17 protein-coding genes are annotated in these 15877 nt (G+C 73.5%); 8 read left to right on the top strand and 9 right to left on the bottom strand.

Going from position 1 to position 15877, the window contains the following annotated elements; genetic code table 11:
* Positions 1-161: 161 nt before the first annotated feature.
* On the top strand, positions 162-821 hold the full coding sequence (locus tag IE251_RS34240) for a DUF998 domain-containing protein (RefSeq protein ID WP_189756832.1): 660 nt from the start codon (positions 162-164) through the stop codon (positions 819-821).
* On the opposite strand, the gene IE251_RS34235 is transcribed toward IE251_RS34240, so the two are convergent.
* The 3 genes from IE251_RS34235 to IE251_RS34225 form a co-directional block, all read right to left on the bottom strand.
* Positions 787-2016 (bottom strand): DUF2637 domain-containing protein, encoded by a 1230-nt coding sequence (locus IE251_RS34235; RefSeq protein WP_189756831.1) that lies wholly within the window; start codon positions 2014-2016, stop codon positions 787-789. The two genes, IE251_RS34240 and IE251_RS34235, sit on opposite strands and share 35 nt — an antisense overlap.
* Before the next feature lie 120 nt (positions 2017-2136).
* Positions 2137-3009 carry a DUF3558 family protein gene (locus IE251_RS34230; RefSeq protein ID WP_229897049.1) on the bottom strand — a complete coding sequence of 291 codons (873 nt, stop codon included), beginning with the start codon at positions 3007-3009 and terminating at the stop codon, positions 2137-2139.
* A gap of 115 nt (positions 3010-3124) precedes the next feature.
* The gene (locus IE251_RS34225; protein WP_189756829.1) at positions 3125-4021 is read right to left on the bottom strand and encodes a DUF3558 domain-containing protein; all 897 of its coding nucleotides are present in this window, start codon (positions 4019-4021) and stop codon (positions 3125-3127) included.
* A 215-nt stretch (positions 4022-4236) separates the two neighbouring features.
* Between IE251_RS34225 and IE251_RS34220 the strand changes: the two genes are divergently transcribed.
* On the top strand, positions 4237-5430 hold the full coding sequence (locus IE251_RS34220) for an RtcB family protein (RefSeq protein ID WP_189756828.1): 1194 nt from the start codon (positions 4237-4239) through the stop codon (positions 5428-5430).
* On the opposite strand, the gene IE251_RS34215 is transcribed toward IE251_RS34220, so the two are convergent.
* The 4 genes from IE251_RS34215 to IE251_RS34200 are packed head-to-tail and all read right to left on the bottom strand — an operon-like array spanning position 5420 to position 7393.
* On the bottom strand, positions 5420-6025 hold the full coding sequence (locus tag IE251_RS34215; RefSeq protein ID WP_189756827.1) for a TetR/AcrR family transcriptional regulator: 606 nt from the start codon (positions 6023-6025) through the stop codon (positions 5420-5422). The genes IE251_RS34220 and IE251_RS34215 overlap by 11 nt on opposite strands.
* A 31-nt stretch (positions 6026-6056) precedes the next feature.
* Positions 6057-6227 carry a hypothetical protein gene (locus tag IE251_RS34210; RefSeq protein WP_189756826.1) on the bottom strand — a complete coding sequence of 57 codons (171 nt, stop codon included), beginning with the start codon at positions 6225-6227 and terminating at the stop codon, positions 6057-6059.
* Positions 6224-7003, bottom strand: coding sequence for an SDR family NAD(P)-dependent oxidoreductase (locus tag IE251_RS34205; protein WP_189756825.1), 780 nt, complete (start codon positions 7001-7003; stop codon positions 6224-6226). The genes IE251_RS34210 and IE251_RS34205 overlap by 4 nt, the downstream gene beginning before the upstream one ends.
* A 51-nt stretch (positions 7004-7054) precedes the next feature.
* Positions 7055-7393 carry a YnfA family protein gene (locus IE251_RS34200; protein WP_189756824.1) on the bottom strand — a complete coding sequence of 113 codons (339 nt, stop codon included), beginning with the start codon at positions 7391-7393 and terminating at the stop codon, positions 7055-7057.
* Positions 7394-7531: 138 nt separating this feature from the next.
* Here IE251_RS34200 and IE251_RS34195 point away from each other — a divergent pair, with 138 nt between their 5' ends.
* From IE251_RS34195 to IE251_RS34175, 5 genes are all read left to right on the top strand, one after another.
* On the top strand, positions 7532-8623 hold the full coding sequence (locus IE251_RS34195; RefSeq protein ID WP_189756823.1) for an LLM class flavin-dependent oxidoreductase: 1092 nt from the start codon (positions 7532-7534) through the stop codon (positions 8621-8623).
* On the top strand, positions 8620-9198 hold the full coding sequence (locus tag IE251_RS34190) for a CE1759 family FMN reductase (protein WP_189756822.1): 579 nt from the start codon (positions 8620-8622) through the stop codon (positions 9196-9198). The genes IE251_RS34195 and IE251_RS34190 overlap by 4 nt, the downstream gene beginning before the upstream one ends.
* 846 nt (positions 9199-10044) lie before the next feature.
* Positions 10045-10776 carry a response regulator transcription factor gene (locus IE251_RS34185; RefSeq protein ID WP_189756821.1) on the top strand — a complete coding sequence of 244 codons (732 nt, stop codon included), beginning with the start codon at positions 10045-10047 and terminating at the stop codon, positions 10774-10776.
* Complete coding sequence (locus IE251_RS34180; protein ID WP_189756820.1) at positions 10777-12216, top strand: sensor histidine kinase; 1440 nt, start codon at positions 10777-10779, stop codon at positions 12214-12216.
* A gap of 130 nt (positions 12217-12346) precedes the next feature.
* Positions 12347-13060 carry a hypothetical protein gene (locus IE251_RS34175; RefSeq protein ID WP_189756819.1) on the top strand — a complete coding sequence of 238 codons (714 nt, stop codon included), beginning with the start codon at positions 12347-12349 and terminating at the stop codon, positions 13058-13060.
* 3 nt (positions 13061-13063) lie between these two features.
* Here IE251_RS34175 and IE251_RS34170 read toward each other — a convergent pair whose 3' ends face one another.
* Positions 13064-13351 (bottom strand): hypothetical protein, encoded by a 288-nt coding sequence (locus tag IE251_RS34170; RefSeq protein WP_189756818.1) that lies wholly within the window; start codon positions 13349-13351, stop codon positions 13064-13066.
* Positions 13352-13439: 88 nt separating this feature from the next.
* On the opposite strand from IE251_RS34170, the gene IE251_RS34165 reads away from it, so the two are divergent.
* The gene (locus IE251_RS34165) at positions 13440-14270 is read left to right on the top strand and encodes a M55 family metallopeptidase (protein ID WP_189756817.1); all 831 of its coding nucleotides are present in this window, start codon (positions 13440-13442) and stop codon (positions 14268-14270) included.
* A gap of 107 nt (positions 14271-14377) precedes the next feature.
* Here IE251_RS34165 and IE251_RS34160 read toward each other — a convergent pair whose 3' ends face one another.
* Positions 14378-15796, bottom strand: a complete 1419-nt coding sequence (locus tag IE251_RS34160; RefSeq protein WP_189756816.1) for an MFS transporter — start codon at positions 15794-15796, stop codon at positions 14378-14380.
* Positions 15797-15877 lie beyond the last annotated feature (81 nt).

Below are 15877 nucleotides of genomic sequence, written 5' to 3'. Positions count from 1 at the left end.
ACAGGGGTCCTCTTCTTCCGGAGAGGGCCCCTTTTTCCATGCCCGTGCGCCTCTTCGTACGGTCCTCCCCACCCTCGTTCCGGGGGCCTGCCGCAGTGCCCGGGCCCCCTCGCGCGTGATCGGCTGGGCGGTACGGGAATCGTGTGACGGCAGGGGGAGAAGTGAAGGTCCGAATCGCCGGTGCCGCGTGGATCGCCGGTGTGGCGCAGTTCTTCGTGCTGCACGCGATGGTGCAGTCGGCCTGGGAGCGGCCGTACAGCTGGGCGCGGAACAACATCAGCGACCTGGGCAACGCCCGGTGCGCCCTCCAGCCCGACCCCACGCCCCGGTACGTGTGCTCACCCGAGCACGGCCTGATGAACGGCTCGTTCGTCGTCCTGGGTGCGCTGCTCGTCGTCGGCGCCGTGCTGTCCGGGGCGCTGTGGCGGCGCGGGACCACAGCCCGGGTGGCCCGGGTGCTGCTGGCCGGCGCGGGGGTGGGCTTCGTGCTCGCCGGGCTGGCACCGGCGGACACCGACGAGAACCAGCACGTCCTGGGTGCCCTGCTCATCATGGGCACCGGCAACATCGGGCTGCTGGCGGCGGGGGCCGGTCTGGCCCCCGAGGTCCCGGTCCTCCTGCGCCGGGCCGCCGGCCTGCTGGGGGTCGTGGCGCTCGGCGCGTTCGGGCTCTTCGTCTCCGGGCACTACCTCGGGCTGGGGATGGGCGGCATGGAGCGGGTCGCGGCGTTCCCCCTGCTGGTGTGGGCGTCGGTCGCCGGGGCGTACGCGCTGGTGAGCCCGGCCGTCACGCGATGTGGTCCTCTTTCCGTTCCGCGTTGAGGCGGTCGGTGAAGCGGTTGACCATGCGCTCCGCGTCGCGCGGGGTGAGCGCGATGCCGTACGTCGCCCCGACCGCCTCGGCGAACTGGGGCAGGGCGGCGGGGACGTCGCCGCTCAATTTGCGGAAGAGCTCGTAGAAGTCCTCGTCCGTCGGGTTCGGCTCCGGGCTGCCGCCGCGCTCGCCGGGTTCGCGGGTGCGGGCCGGCGGGATCGGGAAGCTGCCCGTCTCCTCCGGGGAGGGCTGCTGGAAGTCCTCCGGGGCCTGCTCCTCGTACCAGCCCTCGTACTGCTCCTCGGGGGCGTACTGGGGTTCCTGGAGCATCGGGTCGTAGGTGGGGTCGTAGCCGCCGTGGTACTCGACCTCGCGCGGGGCCTGGAACCAGGGGCTCTGCTCGTCCACCGGGGGCACCTCGGCGGGCGGCTGCCCGGCGGCGGGGGCCGGCTGCCGCTGGGCCGGGACGGTGGCGGGCGAGCGGTCGGCCGCGGCGGGGGCGAGGGCCTGGGGCTGCGGGGCCGGCGGGAGCAGGACCGGGTCGATGCCGGCCGCGGCCAGGCCCGCCGGGGCCGTCTCCGCGAGCGGGACGCCGTAGCGCGCCAGGCGCAGCGGCATCAGGGACTCCACCGGGGCCTTGCGGCGCCAGGCGCGGCCGAAGCGGGAACGCAGCCGGGCCTGGTAGACGAGACGTTCCTGCTCCAGCTTGATGACCTGCTCGTAGGAGCGCAGCTCCCACAGCTTCATGCGGCGCCACAGCAGGAACGTCGGCAGCGGGGAGAGCAGCCAGCGGGTGAGGCGGACGCCCTCCATGTGCTTGTCCGCCGTGATGTCGGCGATGCGGCCGACCGCGTGCCGGGCCGCCTCGACCGCCACCACGAACAGCACCGGGATCACCGCGTGCATGCCCACGCCCAGCGGGTCCGGCCAGGCGGCGGCGCCGTTGAACGCGATCGTCGCCGCCGTCAGCAGCCACGCCGTCTGGCGCAGCAGCGGGAAGGGGATCCGGATCCAGGTCAGCAGCAGGTCGAGCGCGAGGAGGACACAGATGCCCGCGTCGATGCCCACCGGGAACACATAGGAGAAGTTCCCGAAGCCCTTCTTGACGGCCAGCTCACGGACGGCCGCGTACGAACCGGCGAAGCCGATGCCGGCGATGATCAGCGCACCGGCCACGACCACGCCGATGAGAACGCGGTGCATCCGAGTCAGCTGCGGTGACGCGGCCACTCGTACTCCCCTCCCGTTGCGTGTTGTTGCGCGCAACAGCGTGGCACACGTGTTCGGCGAACGCGGTACCGGTCACCCGCTACGCCCGTAAGGTCAGGCCTTCTTCGCCGCCGCCTCGGACGCGGACGCGCTCGGCGAGGCCGACTGCGAGGGGGTCCCGGACGCGGAGTCCGACGGCTGCGAACTCGCGTCGGCCGAGGCGCCGTTGGCCTTCGACACCGACGCCACGGCTTCCTTCAGCGCCTTCTCCGCGTCCTTCGTCAGGTCGTCGGCGTCCGGCGTCTTCTCGCCCGCGAGACCGGCGCCGTTGTAGTCCAGGGTGACCACGACGTTCTCCACCCGGGCGACGACCGTCTGCTGCTTGAAGAGGCCCTCCTTCTTCTTCAGCTCGTAGCGCACCGTCGCCGCCTCCGCGCCGGTCCCGGACAGCGGCACCATCCTGGTGTCCTTCGCGCCGTCCACCGACTGGGCGTCCTTCACCTGCCGGCTGAAGTACGCGTGCGCCTGCTCGTCGGCGGCGCCCCGCGTGACGTCCGAGTCGAAGCGCAGCAGGGAGACGTTCAGCCAGCGGAACTGCGAGCCCTTCACGCCGTTGTTGGCCAGGCTGTCCCAGGCGCAGGAGGCACGCGACGACGGCTCGTCCGTGGCGCCCTTCTTGCCCGACTTCGACGCCTTGGGGACCAGGTCGCCCAGGGTCTTCTCCGACAGTACGGTGCACGGGTCGGGCAGCTTGCCGTACGCGGCGGGCCGCACGGTCGGCGACGCGCTGGCGGACGGCTTGGTGCTGCCGCTCGCCGTCTGGCCGGCGCTCTCGCCGGACTTGGCCTTGGAGTCACCGGAGTCCGAGGAGCAGCCGGCGCTGATCAGGACCGCGGGGACGGCTGCCGCGCAGACAAGCGCGCGGCGCAGGCGCTTGGCTCGCTGGTGTCGCTGGGCACGGTCGTCTCGCTGGGCTGCTCGCTGCATGGTTCCTTCACTCATGACGCTCGGTGTTCGTGCGGGTTCCTGCGGGGCCACGGTACGCGGTGCGGAAGCCGTGCGGTTTCCGTCCGCGCGCCGGGCGGCGGGGCCGGCCGGGGGGTCAGCCGCCGAGCGCGTCGTCCAGCCGGGCGGCCAGATCACGGGCCCTGTCCTGCATTTCCTTGCTGTCCGGGACCGTTCCGATGGCCGTCGGCTGCTCCTCGTACTGGAGCGTGACGACGACGTTGGACGTGCGGAACACCACAGTCACCGTGCGCTGTTCGACGGTCGGACCGGAGCTGCTCAGCTGGTCGTCCAGATACGCCTCGTCACCGAGGTCGGACAGGGTGCGGGGCTGGAGTTCGGCGGAGTCGTCGGCGGAGCCGGACGGCGTGGCCGGGGAGGAGCCCGAAGTGGCCGACGAGGACGGGGAGTCGGCGGACGGGTTCGCCGCCGACGGGTCCTTCGCGGACGGGTCCTTCGCGGACGGGGACGCGCTGCCGCTCGGGGAGCCCTTCGCGGACGCCGTCGGCGTGGGCGTCGCAGGCGGTGCCGTGACACCGCTCGGCGCGGGCAGGTCGGCGGCGGCCTGCTTCTCCTGGAACAGCCGCTGCGCCTGGTCGTCGTCGCTGACCGTGTTGTCGTACGACACCACGCGCTCGAAGTCGACGGAGAGGCGGTCGGTGACGTCGGCCGAGTCGACCTTCCAGCGGCAGCCCACCTTGCGGTCGGTGTCGTAGGTCAGCGCGGCCTCGCCCTGGTAGGCCCGGTCCCGCTGGACGGGGTCGGTGATCCGCTGGATGCCGGGCAGCAGCGTGTCCAGGGCGTCGTGGCCGACCGCGCCGCAGGGCTCGGGGAGCGTGCGGTACTTGCCGGGCTGCGCGGCGACGGTCGCCCGGCCGGTGTCGCCCGGGTTGGCGTCGTCCGTGGGGCCGGTGTTCCCGGAGCCGCTCGTGCAGCCGGCCAGCAGCGCCGCGAGAAGGGCGGCGGTGCCGGTTGCGTAGGCCTTCCGCTGCACGGTCGGGCTCCTCTCGACGATGTGTGCGCACTCGGTGCTCCAGTGTCCCCGCCGGTTATTCGCTTGCCGCGGCGGGGCGCCCCCTGCAGACAATGTGTATCGCACGCACTGCCGTGGCCGCCGGTCCCTTGCCCCTTTGGCCGACCTTGGCGCCTCTTTTGCGTTTTGCCGCTTTTAAGTCTTTTGTTGCCATTTTCCGGGGGAAAGAGGAAGACATGTCGTACGTGGAGATACCGGGCGCGAAGGTGCCGATCCGGATGTGGACGGACCCGGCGACGGTCGAGGACGTGGCCCTGCGCCAGCTCCAGAACGTGGCGACCCTCCCGTGGATCCAGGGCCTGGCCGTCATGCCGGACGTGCACTACGGCAAGGGCGCGACGGTCGGCTCGGTCATCGCGATGCGGGACGCGGTGTGCCCGGCGGCGGTGGGCGTGGACATCGGCTGCGGGATGTCGGCGGTCAAGACCTCCCTGACCGCGAACGACCTGCCCGGGGACCTGTCCCGGCTGCGGTCGAGGATCGAGCAGACGATCCCGGTGGGCCGGGGGATGCACGACGACCCGGTCGAGCCGAGGGGGTTCCACGGACTGGCCACGGCCGGCTGGGAGGACTTCTGGGAGCGATTCGACGGAGTCGCGGAAGCGGTCAGATTCCGTCAGGAACGTGCCTGGAAGCAGATGGGAACGCTCGGCAGCGGAAACCACTTCATCGAGGTGTGCACCGACACGGACGGTTCCGTGTGGCTGATGCTCCACTCCGGCTCCCGCAACATCGGCAAGGAACTCGCCGAGCACCACATCGGCGTCGCCCAGAAGCTCCCGCACAACCAGGGCCTGGTCGACCGCGACCTCGCCGTCTTCGTCGCGGACACCCCGCAGATGGCGGCCTACCGCAACGACCTGTTCTGGGCGCAGGAGTACGCCAAGTACAACCGCATGCTCATGATGGCGCTCCTGAAGGACGTGATCCGCAAGGAGTTCAAGAAGGCCAAGCCGGTCTTCGAGCAGGAGATCTCCTGCCACCACAACTACGTCGCGGAGGAGCGGTACGACGGCATGGACCTGCTCGTCACCCGCAAGGGCGCGATCCGGGCCGGATCCGGGGAGTACGGCATCATCCCCGGCTCCATGGGCACGGGCTCGTACATCGTGCGCGGCCTCGGCAACGAGCTGGCGTTCAACTCGGCCTCGCACGGCGCCGGCCGCCGGATGAGCCGGAACGCCGCCAAGCGGCGCTTCTCCACCAAGGACCTGGAGGAGCAGACCCGGGGCGTGGAGTGCCGCAAGGACTCCGGTGTCGTGGACGAGATCCCGGGCGCCTACAAGTCGATCGACCAGGTCATCGACCAGCAGCAGGACCTGGTGCAGGTGGTGGCCAAGCTGAAGCAGGTCGTCTGCGTCAAGGGCTGACGCCGGGACCGGCCGGGAGCGAGTCCAGCCAGCGCAGCAGGCGGGTGGCCTCGCGGGTCGTGACGGAGGGGTCGCGCAGGGCGTGGGTCAGGGCGGACATGCCCTGGTGGGCGGAGACCAGGGTGAGGGCGTGGCCCTCGGGGTCGGAGACGCCCCAGGCGCGGAACTGGGCGGCGGTCCAGTCCAGCAGGCGGCGGAGCACCGCGCCGGCCTCGGCGGCCGCGGTGCCGTCCGCGCGCTTGCCGAGCTCGGCGGCCAGGGTGCCGGTGGGGCAGCCGAGCCGGGCGGTGGTCTCGCGCTCGGCCACCCAGGTCTCCACCAGGGCCTTGAGGCGGTCGCGCGGGGCCGGCAGCCGGTCCAGCCCGGCGGTCAGCTCGTCCAGCCGGTCGCGGTGCTCGCCGAGGGCGGCCCGGACCAGCTCGTCCTTGGTCTTGAAGTAGTAGTAGACGTTCCCGGCCGGGACGCCGGCCTCGCGCGCGATGTCGGCGAGGGTGGTGCGCTCGACGCCCTGCTCGTGCAGGACCCGGGCCGCCGCCGCCGCGAGCCGCCGGCGCTTCTGTGCCGCCTGCGTCCGACGGTCGACCGAGTTCGTCATCCGACCGACTATAGGCGGCGGTGTCCGGTTCCTACTTCGCGTGCCGGACGGCGTAGATCATGACGAACGCGACGAAGTGGATGCCGAAGAGGAAGTAGGCCAGGAAGTACCAGACCTGGCGTTCGTCCTTCGTCTCCTGGGCCAGCCGGCGCTGCTCCAGGGACTTCGCCGCGTCGTCCGCCGGGGGCGCGCCCTCGGTCACCCCTGCTCCCGGTGCACCTTGGTGTTGGACGCCTGGGCGCGCGGGCGCACCACCAGCAGGTCGATGTTGACGTGGCTGGGGCGGGTCACCGCCCAGGTGATCGTCTCGGCCACGTCGTCGGCGGTGAGGGGCTCGGCGACGCCCTCGTACACCTTGGCCGCCTTGTCCGTGTCGCCGCCGAAGCGGGTCAGCGCGAACTCCTCGGTGCGGACCATGCCGGGCGCGATCTCGACGACCCGGACCGGCCGGCCGACGATCTCCAGGCGGAGGGTCTCGGCGAGCACGTGCTCGCCGTGCTTGGCGGCGACATAGCCGGCGCCGCCCTCGTAGGTGCCGTGGCCGGCGGTGGAGGAGACGACCACGACCACGCCGTCGCCGCTCGCCTCCAGCTTCGGCAGCAGCGCCTGCGTCACGTTCAGCGTGCCGATGACGTTCGTCTCGTACATCGCGCGCCAGTCCGCCGGGTCGCCGGTGGCCACCGGGTCCGCGCCGAGGGCGCCGCCCGCGTTGTTCACCAGGACGCCGATCGTCTTGAAGGCGGAGGCGAACTCGTCCACGGCCGCGCGGTCGGTCACGTCGAGCTGGTAGGCCACCGCCGAGTGCCCGGCCTTCGTCAGCTCCTCGGCGAGGGCCTCGATGCGGTCCTTGCGGCGGGCGGTGAGGACGACGCGGTAGCCGGCCGTGGCGAGCCGGCGGGCCGTGGCGGCGCCGATGCCACTGCTCGCGCCGGTGACGACGGCGATGCGGGAGGCGGCGGACGGGGCGGCGGTGGCCATGGCGGCTCCTGGGCTTGCGTCGGGACGGTTCCGTCCAGCGTAAGTGAGGTCTCAGCCGCCGTTCCGGGGCGCCCACATGATGATCGCCATCCCGGCGAGGCAGACCAGCGCGCCGGCGAGGTCCCAGCGGTCGGGCCGGTAGCCGTCGGCGACCACGCCCCACAGGATCGAGCCGGCCACGAAGATCCCGCCGTAGGCGGCGAGGATGCGGCCGAAGTGGGCGTCGGGCTGGAAGGTGGCGACGAAGCCGTACGCGCCGAGCGCGAGGACGCCCCCGGTGATCCACAGCGGGCCCCGGTGCTCCCGTACGCCCTGCCAGACCAGCCAGGCGCCGCCGATCTCGAACAGCGCGGCGACGACGAACAGGGCGGCGGAGCGGAGGATCGGCATACGGGCAGCCTCGCACGCGGCGCCTGCGGGGTTGCGCGCGCCTCCTGCGGCCGGGGAGGAATACGCGGGCCCGGGCTACAGTTGGAGGGGTGTAGTTGAATGGTCAACCAAATGCGGTCAACCAAAATGGAGGCGGCCATGCAGTTCGGGATCTTCAGCGTCGGGGACGTGACCACCGACCCGACCACCGGACGGACCCCGACCGAGGGCGAGCGGATCAAGGCGATGGTCGCGATCGCGCAGAAGGCGGAGGAGGTCGGGCTGGACGTCTTCGCCACCGGTGAGCACCACAACCCGCCGTTCGTGCCGTCCTCCCCGACCACGATGCTCGGCTACATAGCCGCCCGCACCGAGCGGCTGATCCTGTCCACCTCCACCACTCTGATCACCACCAACGACCCGGTGAAGATCGCGGAGGACTACGCGATGCTCCAGCACCTGGCCGACGGCCGGGTGGACCTGATGATGGGCCGGGGCAACACCGGGCCGGTGTATCCGTGGTTCGGCCAGGACATCCGCGAGGGCATCAACCTCGCCGTCGAGAACTACGCCCTGCTGCGCCGGCTGTGGCGCGAGGACGTCGTCGACTGGGAGGGGAAGTTCCGCACCCCGCTGCAGGGCTTCACGTCCACGCCCCGCCCGCTGGACGGGGTCCCGCCGTTCGTCTGGCACGGCTCCATCCGGTCCCCGGAGATCGCCGAGCAGGCCGCGTACTACGGCGACGGCTTCTTCCACAACCACATCTTCTGGCCCGCCGACCACACCAAGCGGATGATCGAGCTGTACCGCACGCGCTACGCCCACCACGGGTACGGCACCCCCGAGCAGGCGATCGTCGGCCTGGGCGGCCAGGTGTTCATGCGGAAGAACTCCCAGGACGCGGTACGGGAGTTCCGCCCGTACTTCGACAACGCCCCGGTCTACGGCCACGGGCCCTCCCTGGAGGACTTCACCGAGCAGACCCCGCTCACCGTCGGCTCCCCGCAGCAGGTGATCGAGAAGACGCTCTCCTTCCGCGAGTACGCCGGCGACTACCAGCGCCAGCTGTTCCTGATGGACCACGCGGGACTGCCGCTGAAGACCGTCCTGGAACAGCTCGACCTGCTCGGCGAGGAGGTCGTCCCCGTACTGCGCGAGGAGTTCGCCAAGAACCGTCCGGCGGACGTGCCGGACGCGCCCACCCACCAGTCCCTGACCGCCGCCGCGCGGAAGAAGGAGGCCGTCGCATGAAGCTCGTCGTCATCTCGGCGGGACTGAGCGTCCCGTCCTCCACCCGGCTGCTGGCCGACCGGCTGGCCGCCGCCGTCCACGGGCACACCCCGGTGGACGTCCGGGTGGTCGAGGTGCGCGACCTCGCCGTCGAGATCGCGCACCAGTTCACCAGCGGATTCCCGGGCAAGGCCCTCGCCGCCGCGCAGGACGCGGTGGCGGAGGCCGACGGGCTGATCGTGGTCACACCGGTGTTCAGCGCGTCGTACAGCGGGCTGTTCAAGTCCTTCTTCGACGTGCTGGACAAGGACGCGCTGGCGGGCAAGCCGGTGCTGATCGCGGCGACCGGCGGCTCGGCACGGCACTCGCTGGTGCTGGAGCACGCGCTGCGGCCGCTGTTCGCCTATCTGCGGGCCGTGGTCGTACCCACCGCCGTCTACGCCGCCTCCGAGGACTGGGGTGCCGAGGGGCTGCCCGAGCGGATCGAGCGGGCGGCGGGGGAGCTGGCCGCGCTGATGCCGGGGACGGCGGACCGGCGCGCGGTGGACGACGGCGTGGTGCCGTTCGCCGAGCGGCTGGCGGCGCTGGGGCGGTGACGGACCACGGACCGCCCGCCCGTCCCGGCCGACGGGGAGGTACGCGGGCGGCTCGGTACGGGGGCCCTGTGGGTCGGGCGGGTGGTGGTCCGGGTGGCCCATGGGCCGGTCCGGCCGGCGGGGAGGTACGCGTCGGCCGGGGCGGGCGCCCTGCAGGGCGGGCGGGTGGTCCGTGGCGGTCGGTACGGGCGGCTTGTGGGCCGGCGGGTGGCCCATGGGCCGGTCCGGCTGGCGGGGAGGTACGCGCCGGCTCGGAACGGGTGCCCTGCAGGGCGGGCGGGTGGTCCGTGGCGGTCGGTACGGGCGGCTTGTGGGCCGGCGGGTGGCCCACGGGTCGGTCCGGCTGGCGGGGAGGTACGCGTCGGCTCGGAACGGGTGCCCCGCAGGACGGGCGGGTGGTCCGTGGCGGTCGGTACGGGCGGCTTGTGGGCCGGGCGGGTGACCCATGGGCCGGTCCGGCCGGTGGGGAGGTACGCGTCGGCTGGGGCGGGTGGCTCGGGGCGGGCGTCCCGTGGGCCGGCCGGTGGCAGCCCGGGTGGCCCCGTGGGCCGGTCCGGGTGGCGGATCGCGTGGTCTGCCGGCGCGGGCGGCCGGTCCGTTCGGTCCGGGTGGTCCGTTCGGTCCGCGCCGGCCGTTCGGGCTCCCCGGGGCGGTGAGGGGCCGCCGGGCCTCGGTGAGCGGTTGGCGGTCCGGTGGGCGACTGGCGGCTCGGTGGGCGGTCCGCGGGTCTCGGTGGTCGGTCGGCGGCTCGATGAGAGCGCGGTGGTCGGTGAGAGGGCGGTAAAAAGCGTGCTCGGGGGCCATCGTGTCCGGCCGGGCCGCCGGAGGCCTTGGCAGACTGGGGGCGTGCCCCAGACTGTGCTGCTCGCCGAAGACGACCGTGCCATCCGCCATGCCCTGGAGCGTGCCCTGACGCTGGAGGGGTACGAGGTCACGGCGGTCGCCGACGGTGTGGAAGCGCTGGCGCAGGCCCACACCAACCCGCCGGACGTGCTCGTCCTCGACGTGATGATGCCCGGCATCGACGGCCTCCAGGTGTGCCGCGTGCTGCGCGCCGAGGGCGACCGCACCCCGATCCTGATGCTCACCGCCCTGGTGGAGACCGCCGACCGCATCGCGGGCCTGGACGCCGGCGCCGACGACTACGTGGTCAAGCCGTTCGACGTAGAGGAGGTCTTCGCGCGGCTGCGGGCGCTGCTGCGCCGCACCAGCCCCGCCCCGGTCGCCGCCCCCGGCCCCCCGGAGGGCCCGGTGCGGGAGGTGGCGCAGACCGCGAGCCGCCAGCTGGAGGCCGCCGGCCTGCGCATGGACCTCCAGGCCCGCCGGGCCTGGCGCGGCCGGCGCGAGCTGGAACTGACCCGCACCGAGTTCGAGCTGCTGGAACTGCTGGTGCGCAACGCGGGCATCGTCCTGGACCACTCCACCATCTACGACCGGATCTGGGGCTACGACTTCGGCCCCGGCTCCAAGAACCTCGCCGTCTACGTCGGCTATCTGCGCCGCAAGCTGGACGAGCCCGGCGCCCCGCAGCTGATCCACACCGTGCGGGGCGTGGGTTACGTGCTGCGGGAGGACTAGATGGGCCCGCGCCGGCGGCTGCCGGAGCGGCCCCGGCCCAGGCTGGTCTCGCTGCGCACCACCTTCGCGGTCTCCTTCGCCGCCGTCACCGCCGCCGTCACGGTCCTCGTCGGCATCCTGTCGTACAACTCCGCCGCGCGGCTCGTCCGGGTCGACCAGCAGTCGGTGTTCACCCAGGTCGTGCAGGACGTCCGGGACGAGGTCCGGCAGCAGCCGATGGGCCCCGAGGACTTCTCTTCCTCCCGTCCCGGACACGACCTGGTCCGCCCGGCCCGCACCGACGTCCAGGTGCTCGGCGCGTGGGGGCAGATCGTCGACGACGGCTCCCCGGTGCTGCCCGTCACCTCCCGGGACCGGGCGGTGGCCGTCGCCCGGCGGGCCGGGGAGGTCGTCGAGCACAAGGACGTACGGGTGGACGCGGACCTGTTCCGCATCGCCACCGTCTCGCTCGGCGACGGGCGGGGCGCGGTGCAGGTCGCCCAGGAGTTCAGCGACACCGAGGACCTCCTGCGGGCGTTGCAGCAGCGGACGCTGATCCTGATGGCGGCGGTCGTGGTGGCGGCCGGGCTGTTCGGCTGGTGGCTGGCCCGGCGCATCACCCGCCGGCTGGTGGTGCTGACCTCCGCCGCCGAGGACGTGGCCCGCACCCGGCGACTGGGCATCCAGGTGCCGGTGACCGGGCTGGACGAGGTGGGGCGGCTGGGCCGCGCCTTCGACCGGATGCTGGGGCGGCTCGCCCAGTCGGAGGAGGACCAGCGCCGGCTGGTGCAGGACGCGGGGCACGAGCTGCGCACCCCGCTCACCTCCCTGCGCACCAACATCTCGCTGCTGAGGCGCATCGACGAACTGCCGCCCGAGTCCCGGGAGGAGCTGGTCGCCGACCTCACCCAGGAGGCCCGGGAACTGACCGACCTGGTCAACGAGCTGGTCGACCTCGCCGCCGGGCAGTCCGACGCCGAGCCGCCGCAACGGGTGGACCTCGCCGACCTCGCCGAGGACGTGGCCGGGCTGGCCCGGCGCCGTACCGGGCGGCCGGTCGTGCTGCACGCGAGCGGCGAGACGACGACCTACGGGCGGTCCGGGATGCTCCAGCGGGCCATCTCCAACCTGGTCGAGAACGCGGCCAAGTTCGACCGGGACGGCACCGCGCCGATCGAGGTGAGCGTCACCGGCCCGGCCCGGCCGGGCACGGTACGGGTGGAGGTGCTGGACCGGGGGCCCGGGATCGCCGACGGCGACCTCGTGCGCATCTTCGACCGCTTCTACCGCGCCGCCGACGCCCGCTCGCTGCCCGGCTCGGGGCTCGGCCTGTCCATCGTCCGCGAGGTCGCCCTGGCCCATGGCGGGGCGCCGTTCGCCTACCGGCGCGAGGGCGGCGGCTCGGTCATCGGCTTCACGGTGGGCGGCGGTCCGGTGGGGGACGGCGGGGCCGGCGGCTGAGTACGGGTGTGCGTCGGGGGCGGTGGCCGGGTACGGGGACCTGCCCGGGTGGCGGCTGAGTACGGGTACCTATCCGGAGCGGGTAGCCGTGCCCATCCCCGGGCCGCCCGGGGCGCCGTAGCGTCGCCGTATGCCCGACGAGACCACACCGGCCGCGACCACTCCCACCAGCACCGATACCGGCACCGGGCGGGGGCCGGTCGCCGGCTGCCTGGGCTGCGGGGGGCTGCTCGTCGCCGTCGTCCTCGCGCTGGTCGCCGTGCTCGCCTGGAACGCCGGGGCCGGGACGGACCTGCCCCGGGTCGCGCCCCAGGACAGGGCGGACCGCGCCTTCGGGTACTCCCGGGAGGCGTACGGCGTCCTGGGCTTCACCCGCGCCCTGCCGCCGGGCGCCGGCGGCACCGGCGGCCGCGCGCGGAACGAGTTCGGCGCGGAGTACTGCCACGACGGCGGACTGCTCGGCATGGAGGACAAGACCGTCGACGGCGCCTACCGGCTCTACCACGAGTGGGCGCTGGACGACGTCCCCGCCGACCAGGCCGTCCCCGGTCTGCGGCGGCTGCACCGGCGGCTGGCGGACGAGGGCTGGAGGGTCACCTCGTACACCGAGGGCGGGACCGGCAAGGACTGGTCGCTGTACGTCCAGCGGGACCGCCGGGCCGAGTGGATGACCTTCACCTGGGACCCGGAGCAGCGGTACTTCACGGGCGGCGCGGGCGTGCCCTGCGCCTACGACCCCGCCTGGACGCACAGCGACAGCGACACGTACGCCATCGACACGTACGACCCGGACACCGCCGCCGAGGCCGTGACACCGCCCGTGCTCGGACCGGGCGGCCGGTGAGCGTCAGACGCCGTCGCCCGCGTCCCGCTCGCGCCGCCGGTCCGCCGTCAGCAGCCAGGCCAGGTTGCCCACCGCGGCTCCGGCGGCCACCGCGGCGGCGATCACCCCGCCGGTCGCCAGGCCGTCGCTGAACAGGTGCGGGCGCCGGTCCAGGCTGTGCAGCCCGAAGCCGCACAGCTCGTACACGCCGACGGCGGCGATGGCCAGGCTGACGACCAGCACGGTCACCGTCGGCGCGAGACTGTGCGCACAGACCTCCGTGCCGGGCTCCGACTCGGTCGTGTCCTGCATGCGTCCCCCGTTGAACAGGCGTGTGAACGGCCCGGTAGTTGCTGGCGGTTGGGAACCTACAATACGTAGGGTCGGTAGGGTCGGTGCCGTGCGGATCTACATCAGCGCGGACATGGAGGGCGTCACCGGGCTCGTCGACGCCGACGACGTCCAGCCGGGCGGCCGGGACTACGAGCGGGGCCGCGCCAAGATGGCCGAGGACGTGAACGCCGCCGTCCGCGGCGCGCTCGCGGCCGGCGCCGCCCACGTCCTGGTCAACGACGCCCACGGCCCCATGCGCAACCTCCTCCCCGAGACCCTGCACCCGGCGGCCCGCCTGGTGCGCGGCAGACCCAAGCAGCTCGGCATGCTGGAGGGGCTGACCGGGGAGTACGACGCCGTGCTGTGCGTCGGCTACCACTCCCGGGCCGGTGCGCCGGGCGTGCTCAGCCACAGCTTCATGGGGCACGAGATCGAGGACATGTGGCTGGACGGGCGCCCGGTCGGCGAGATCGGGCTCGCCCAGGCCACGGCGGCGGCCCTCGGCGTGCCCGTCGTGGCCCTCACGGGTGACGACGCGGCGTGCGCGGAGATGACGGAGTGGGACGCCTCGGTCGCCACCGTCCCGGTGAAGTACGCCCGCGACCGGTTCTCGGCCGAGCTGCGGCCCGAGGCGGAGGCGCGCGAGGCGATCGAGGAGACGGTGGCCGCCGCGCTGACCCCGGCCCCGCGCCGGCCCGCCCCGTCCGCCGCCGAGGCCACCCTCGCGGTCCGCTGGCAGTCCGCCTCCGTCGCCGCGACCCTGCTCGGCATCCCCGGGGTGACGGCCGACGACCCCCGGACGGTCCGGGCGACCGGCCCGCTGCCCGCGCTGTACCGGCAGTTCGGGGTGTGGATGCGGGTGGCGTCCTCGCTCACCGACCAGCCGCCGTACTGCTGACGCGCGCTCACCGGCCGGCCGCCGTACCGCTGAGGGTTCACCGGCCGGGAGCAGGGGGTGCGGGTGTCCGGGGCGGCGGGCTTTCCGTGACCGGGCCGGGTCGTCCGTCACCGGCGGCGGGGCTCGCGCAGGAACGCCGCGCTGCCGACGGTGCCGACGAGGGCGAGGGCCGCGTTCAGCGCGATCGCGGTCTTCAGTCCGCCGAGCACGGCCAGGGCGCCCGTACCGGTCATGGCGGCGGTGGCGACGGCGCTCATCACCGGCGTGCCCATGGTGATGCCGATCTGCTGGGTCATCGTCGCGAGCCCGGTCGCCAGGCCCTGTTCGTCATCGGCGAGACCGGACGTGGCGGACACCATGAACCCGACGATGACCAGCATGTTGCCCACCCCGCCCGCGAAGGTCGCGGCCAGCAGCAGCCACAGCGAGGCGTGCCCGGTGCCGAGCCCCAGCAGGGCCGCCGTGAACACCGCCTGCGTCAGACCGCCGGCCAGCAGCGTCCGGGTCGCGCCGAAGCGGCCGATCAGCCGCGGGGCGAGCGCGCCGCCGACCACGGTCCCCGCGCCCAGCACGCCGAACGACAGCCCGGCCGCCAGCGGGGAGAAGCCCAGCACCTCCTGGAGGTAGAGGGTCAGCAGGAACACCAGGGACGTCTCGGTGAGGAACGCGACCAGCCCGGCGAGGTTGCCCCACGCCACCGACCGCCGGCCCAGCACCCGGGGCGGCACCAGCGGCGCGGACACCCGGCGCTCCACGGCCGCGAACACCCCGAGCAGCCCCACCCCGGCCGCGAGCGGCAGCAGCGTGGCCGGCGCGCCCCAGCCGTGCTCACCGGCCTGGGTCAGCCCGAGGATGACCGCCAGCAGACCGAGGGTGACCGTGACGGCACCCGGTATGTCCAGCTTCGGCCGCTCGGCGGGCCGGGACTCGGCGATGACGGCGGGCGCGACGAGGAGCACGGCGAGGGCCACGGGTACGTTGACGAAGAACGCCCAGCGCCACGACAGCAGGTCGGTCAGCAGCCCGCCGAGGATCGCGCCCGTGGTGAAACCGGCCGACATCAGCGCCCCGTTGAGACCGAGCGCCTTCTCCCGCAGCGGGCCCTCCGGGAAGGACGTCGTCAGCAGGGACAGCCCGGCCGGGGTGACCGCCGCGGTGGCCAGCCCCTGGAACACCCGGGCGGTGAGCAGTACCTCCGGGTTCTGCGCCAGCCCGCCGGCCAGCGAGGCCGCGCCGAGGACGACGAGGCCGCCGAGGAACAGCCGGCGGCGGCCGAAGAGGTCGGCGACCCGCCCGAACAGCAGGGTGAACCCGGCCGCGCACAGGGCGAACGCGGTGCCGATCCACTGGAGGTGGTCGAGGGAGAAGCCGAGGCCCGCGCCGATCACCGGCAGGGCCACGTTCAGGATGGAGAAGTCCACGGCCAGCATGAACTGGGCCGCGAGCAGCAGCACCAGTACCAGGCGCAGCCGCGGGGTCAGCACGGCGGGCGCGGCGTCGGCCGGCCGTGTCGCTGTGACGGACATGACGGGTCCCTTCTGTACGGCGGGGCCGCCGGGTCTACGGCGGAGTGGGGCGGTGGGGCGTACGGCGAACTCGTCGGGGTT

This window comes from Streptomyces eurythermus (assembly GCF_014649115.1).
In the GTDB taxonomy this organism is placed as follows: domain Bacteria; phylum Actinomycetota; class Actinomycetes; order Streptomycetales; family Streptomycetaceae; genus Streptomyces; species Streptomyces eurythermus.
This window is presented reverse-complemented; position numbering and strand designations above follow the sequence as displayed.

Coding starts and splice junctions, on each gene's coding strand:
- IE251_RS34205 (WP_189756825.1), bottom strand. CDS start 7,003: ATGGCCACCGCCGCCCCGTCCGCCGCCTCCCGCATCGCCGTCGTCACC.
- IE251_RS34200 (WP_189756824.1), bottom strand. CDS start 7,393: ATGCCGATCCTCCGCTCCGCCGCCCTGTTCGTCGTCGCCGCGCTGTTC.
- IE251_RS34180 (WP_189756820.1), top strand. CDS start 10,777: ATGGGCCCGCGCCGGCGGCTGCCGGAGCGGCCCCGGCCCAGGCTGGTC.
- IE251_RS34235 (WP_189756831.1), bottom strand. CDS start 2,016: ATGCACCGCGTTCTCATCGGCGTGGTCGTGGCCGGTGCGCTGATCATC.
- IE251_RS34160 (WP_189756816.1), bottom strand. CDS start 15,796: ATGTCCGTCACAGCGACACGGCCGGCCGACGCCGCGCCCGCCGTGCTG.
- IE251_RS34230 (WP_229897049.1), bottom strand. CDS start 3,009: ATGCAGCGAGCAGCCCAGCGAGACGACCGTGCCCAGCGACACCAGCGA.
- IE251_RS34175 (WP_189756819.1), top strand. CDS start 12,347: ATGCCCGACGAGACCACACCGGCCGCGACCACTCCCACCAGCACCGAT.
- IE251_RS34170 (WP_189756818.1), bottom strand. CDS start 13,351: ATGCAGGACACGACCGAGTCGGAGCCCGGCACGGAGGTCTGTGCGCAC.
- IE251_RS34215 (WP_189756827.1), bottom strand. CDS start 6,025: ATGACGAACTCGGTCGACCGTCGGACGCAGGCGGCACAGAAGCGCCGG.
- IE251_RS34195 (WP_189756823.1), top strand. CDS start 7,532: ATGCAGTTCGGGATCTTCAGCGTCGGGGACGTGACCACCGACCCGACC.
- IE251_RS34220 (WP_189756828.1), top strand. CDS start 4,237: ATGTCGTACGTGGAGATACCGGGCGCGAAGGTGCCGATCCGGATGTGG.
- IE251_RS34190 (WP_189756822.1), top strand. CDS start 8,620: ATGAAGCTCGTCGTCATCTCGGCGGGACTGAGCGTCCCGTCCTCCACC.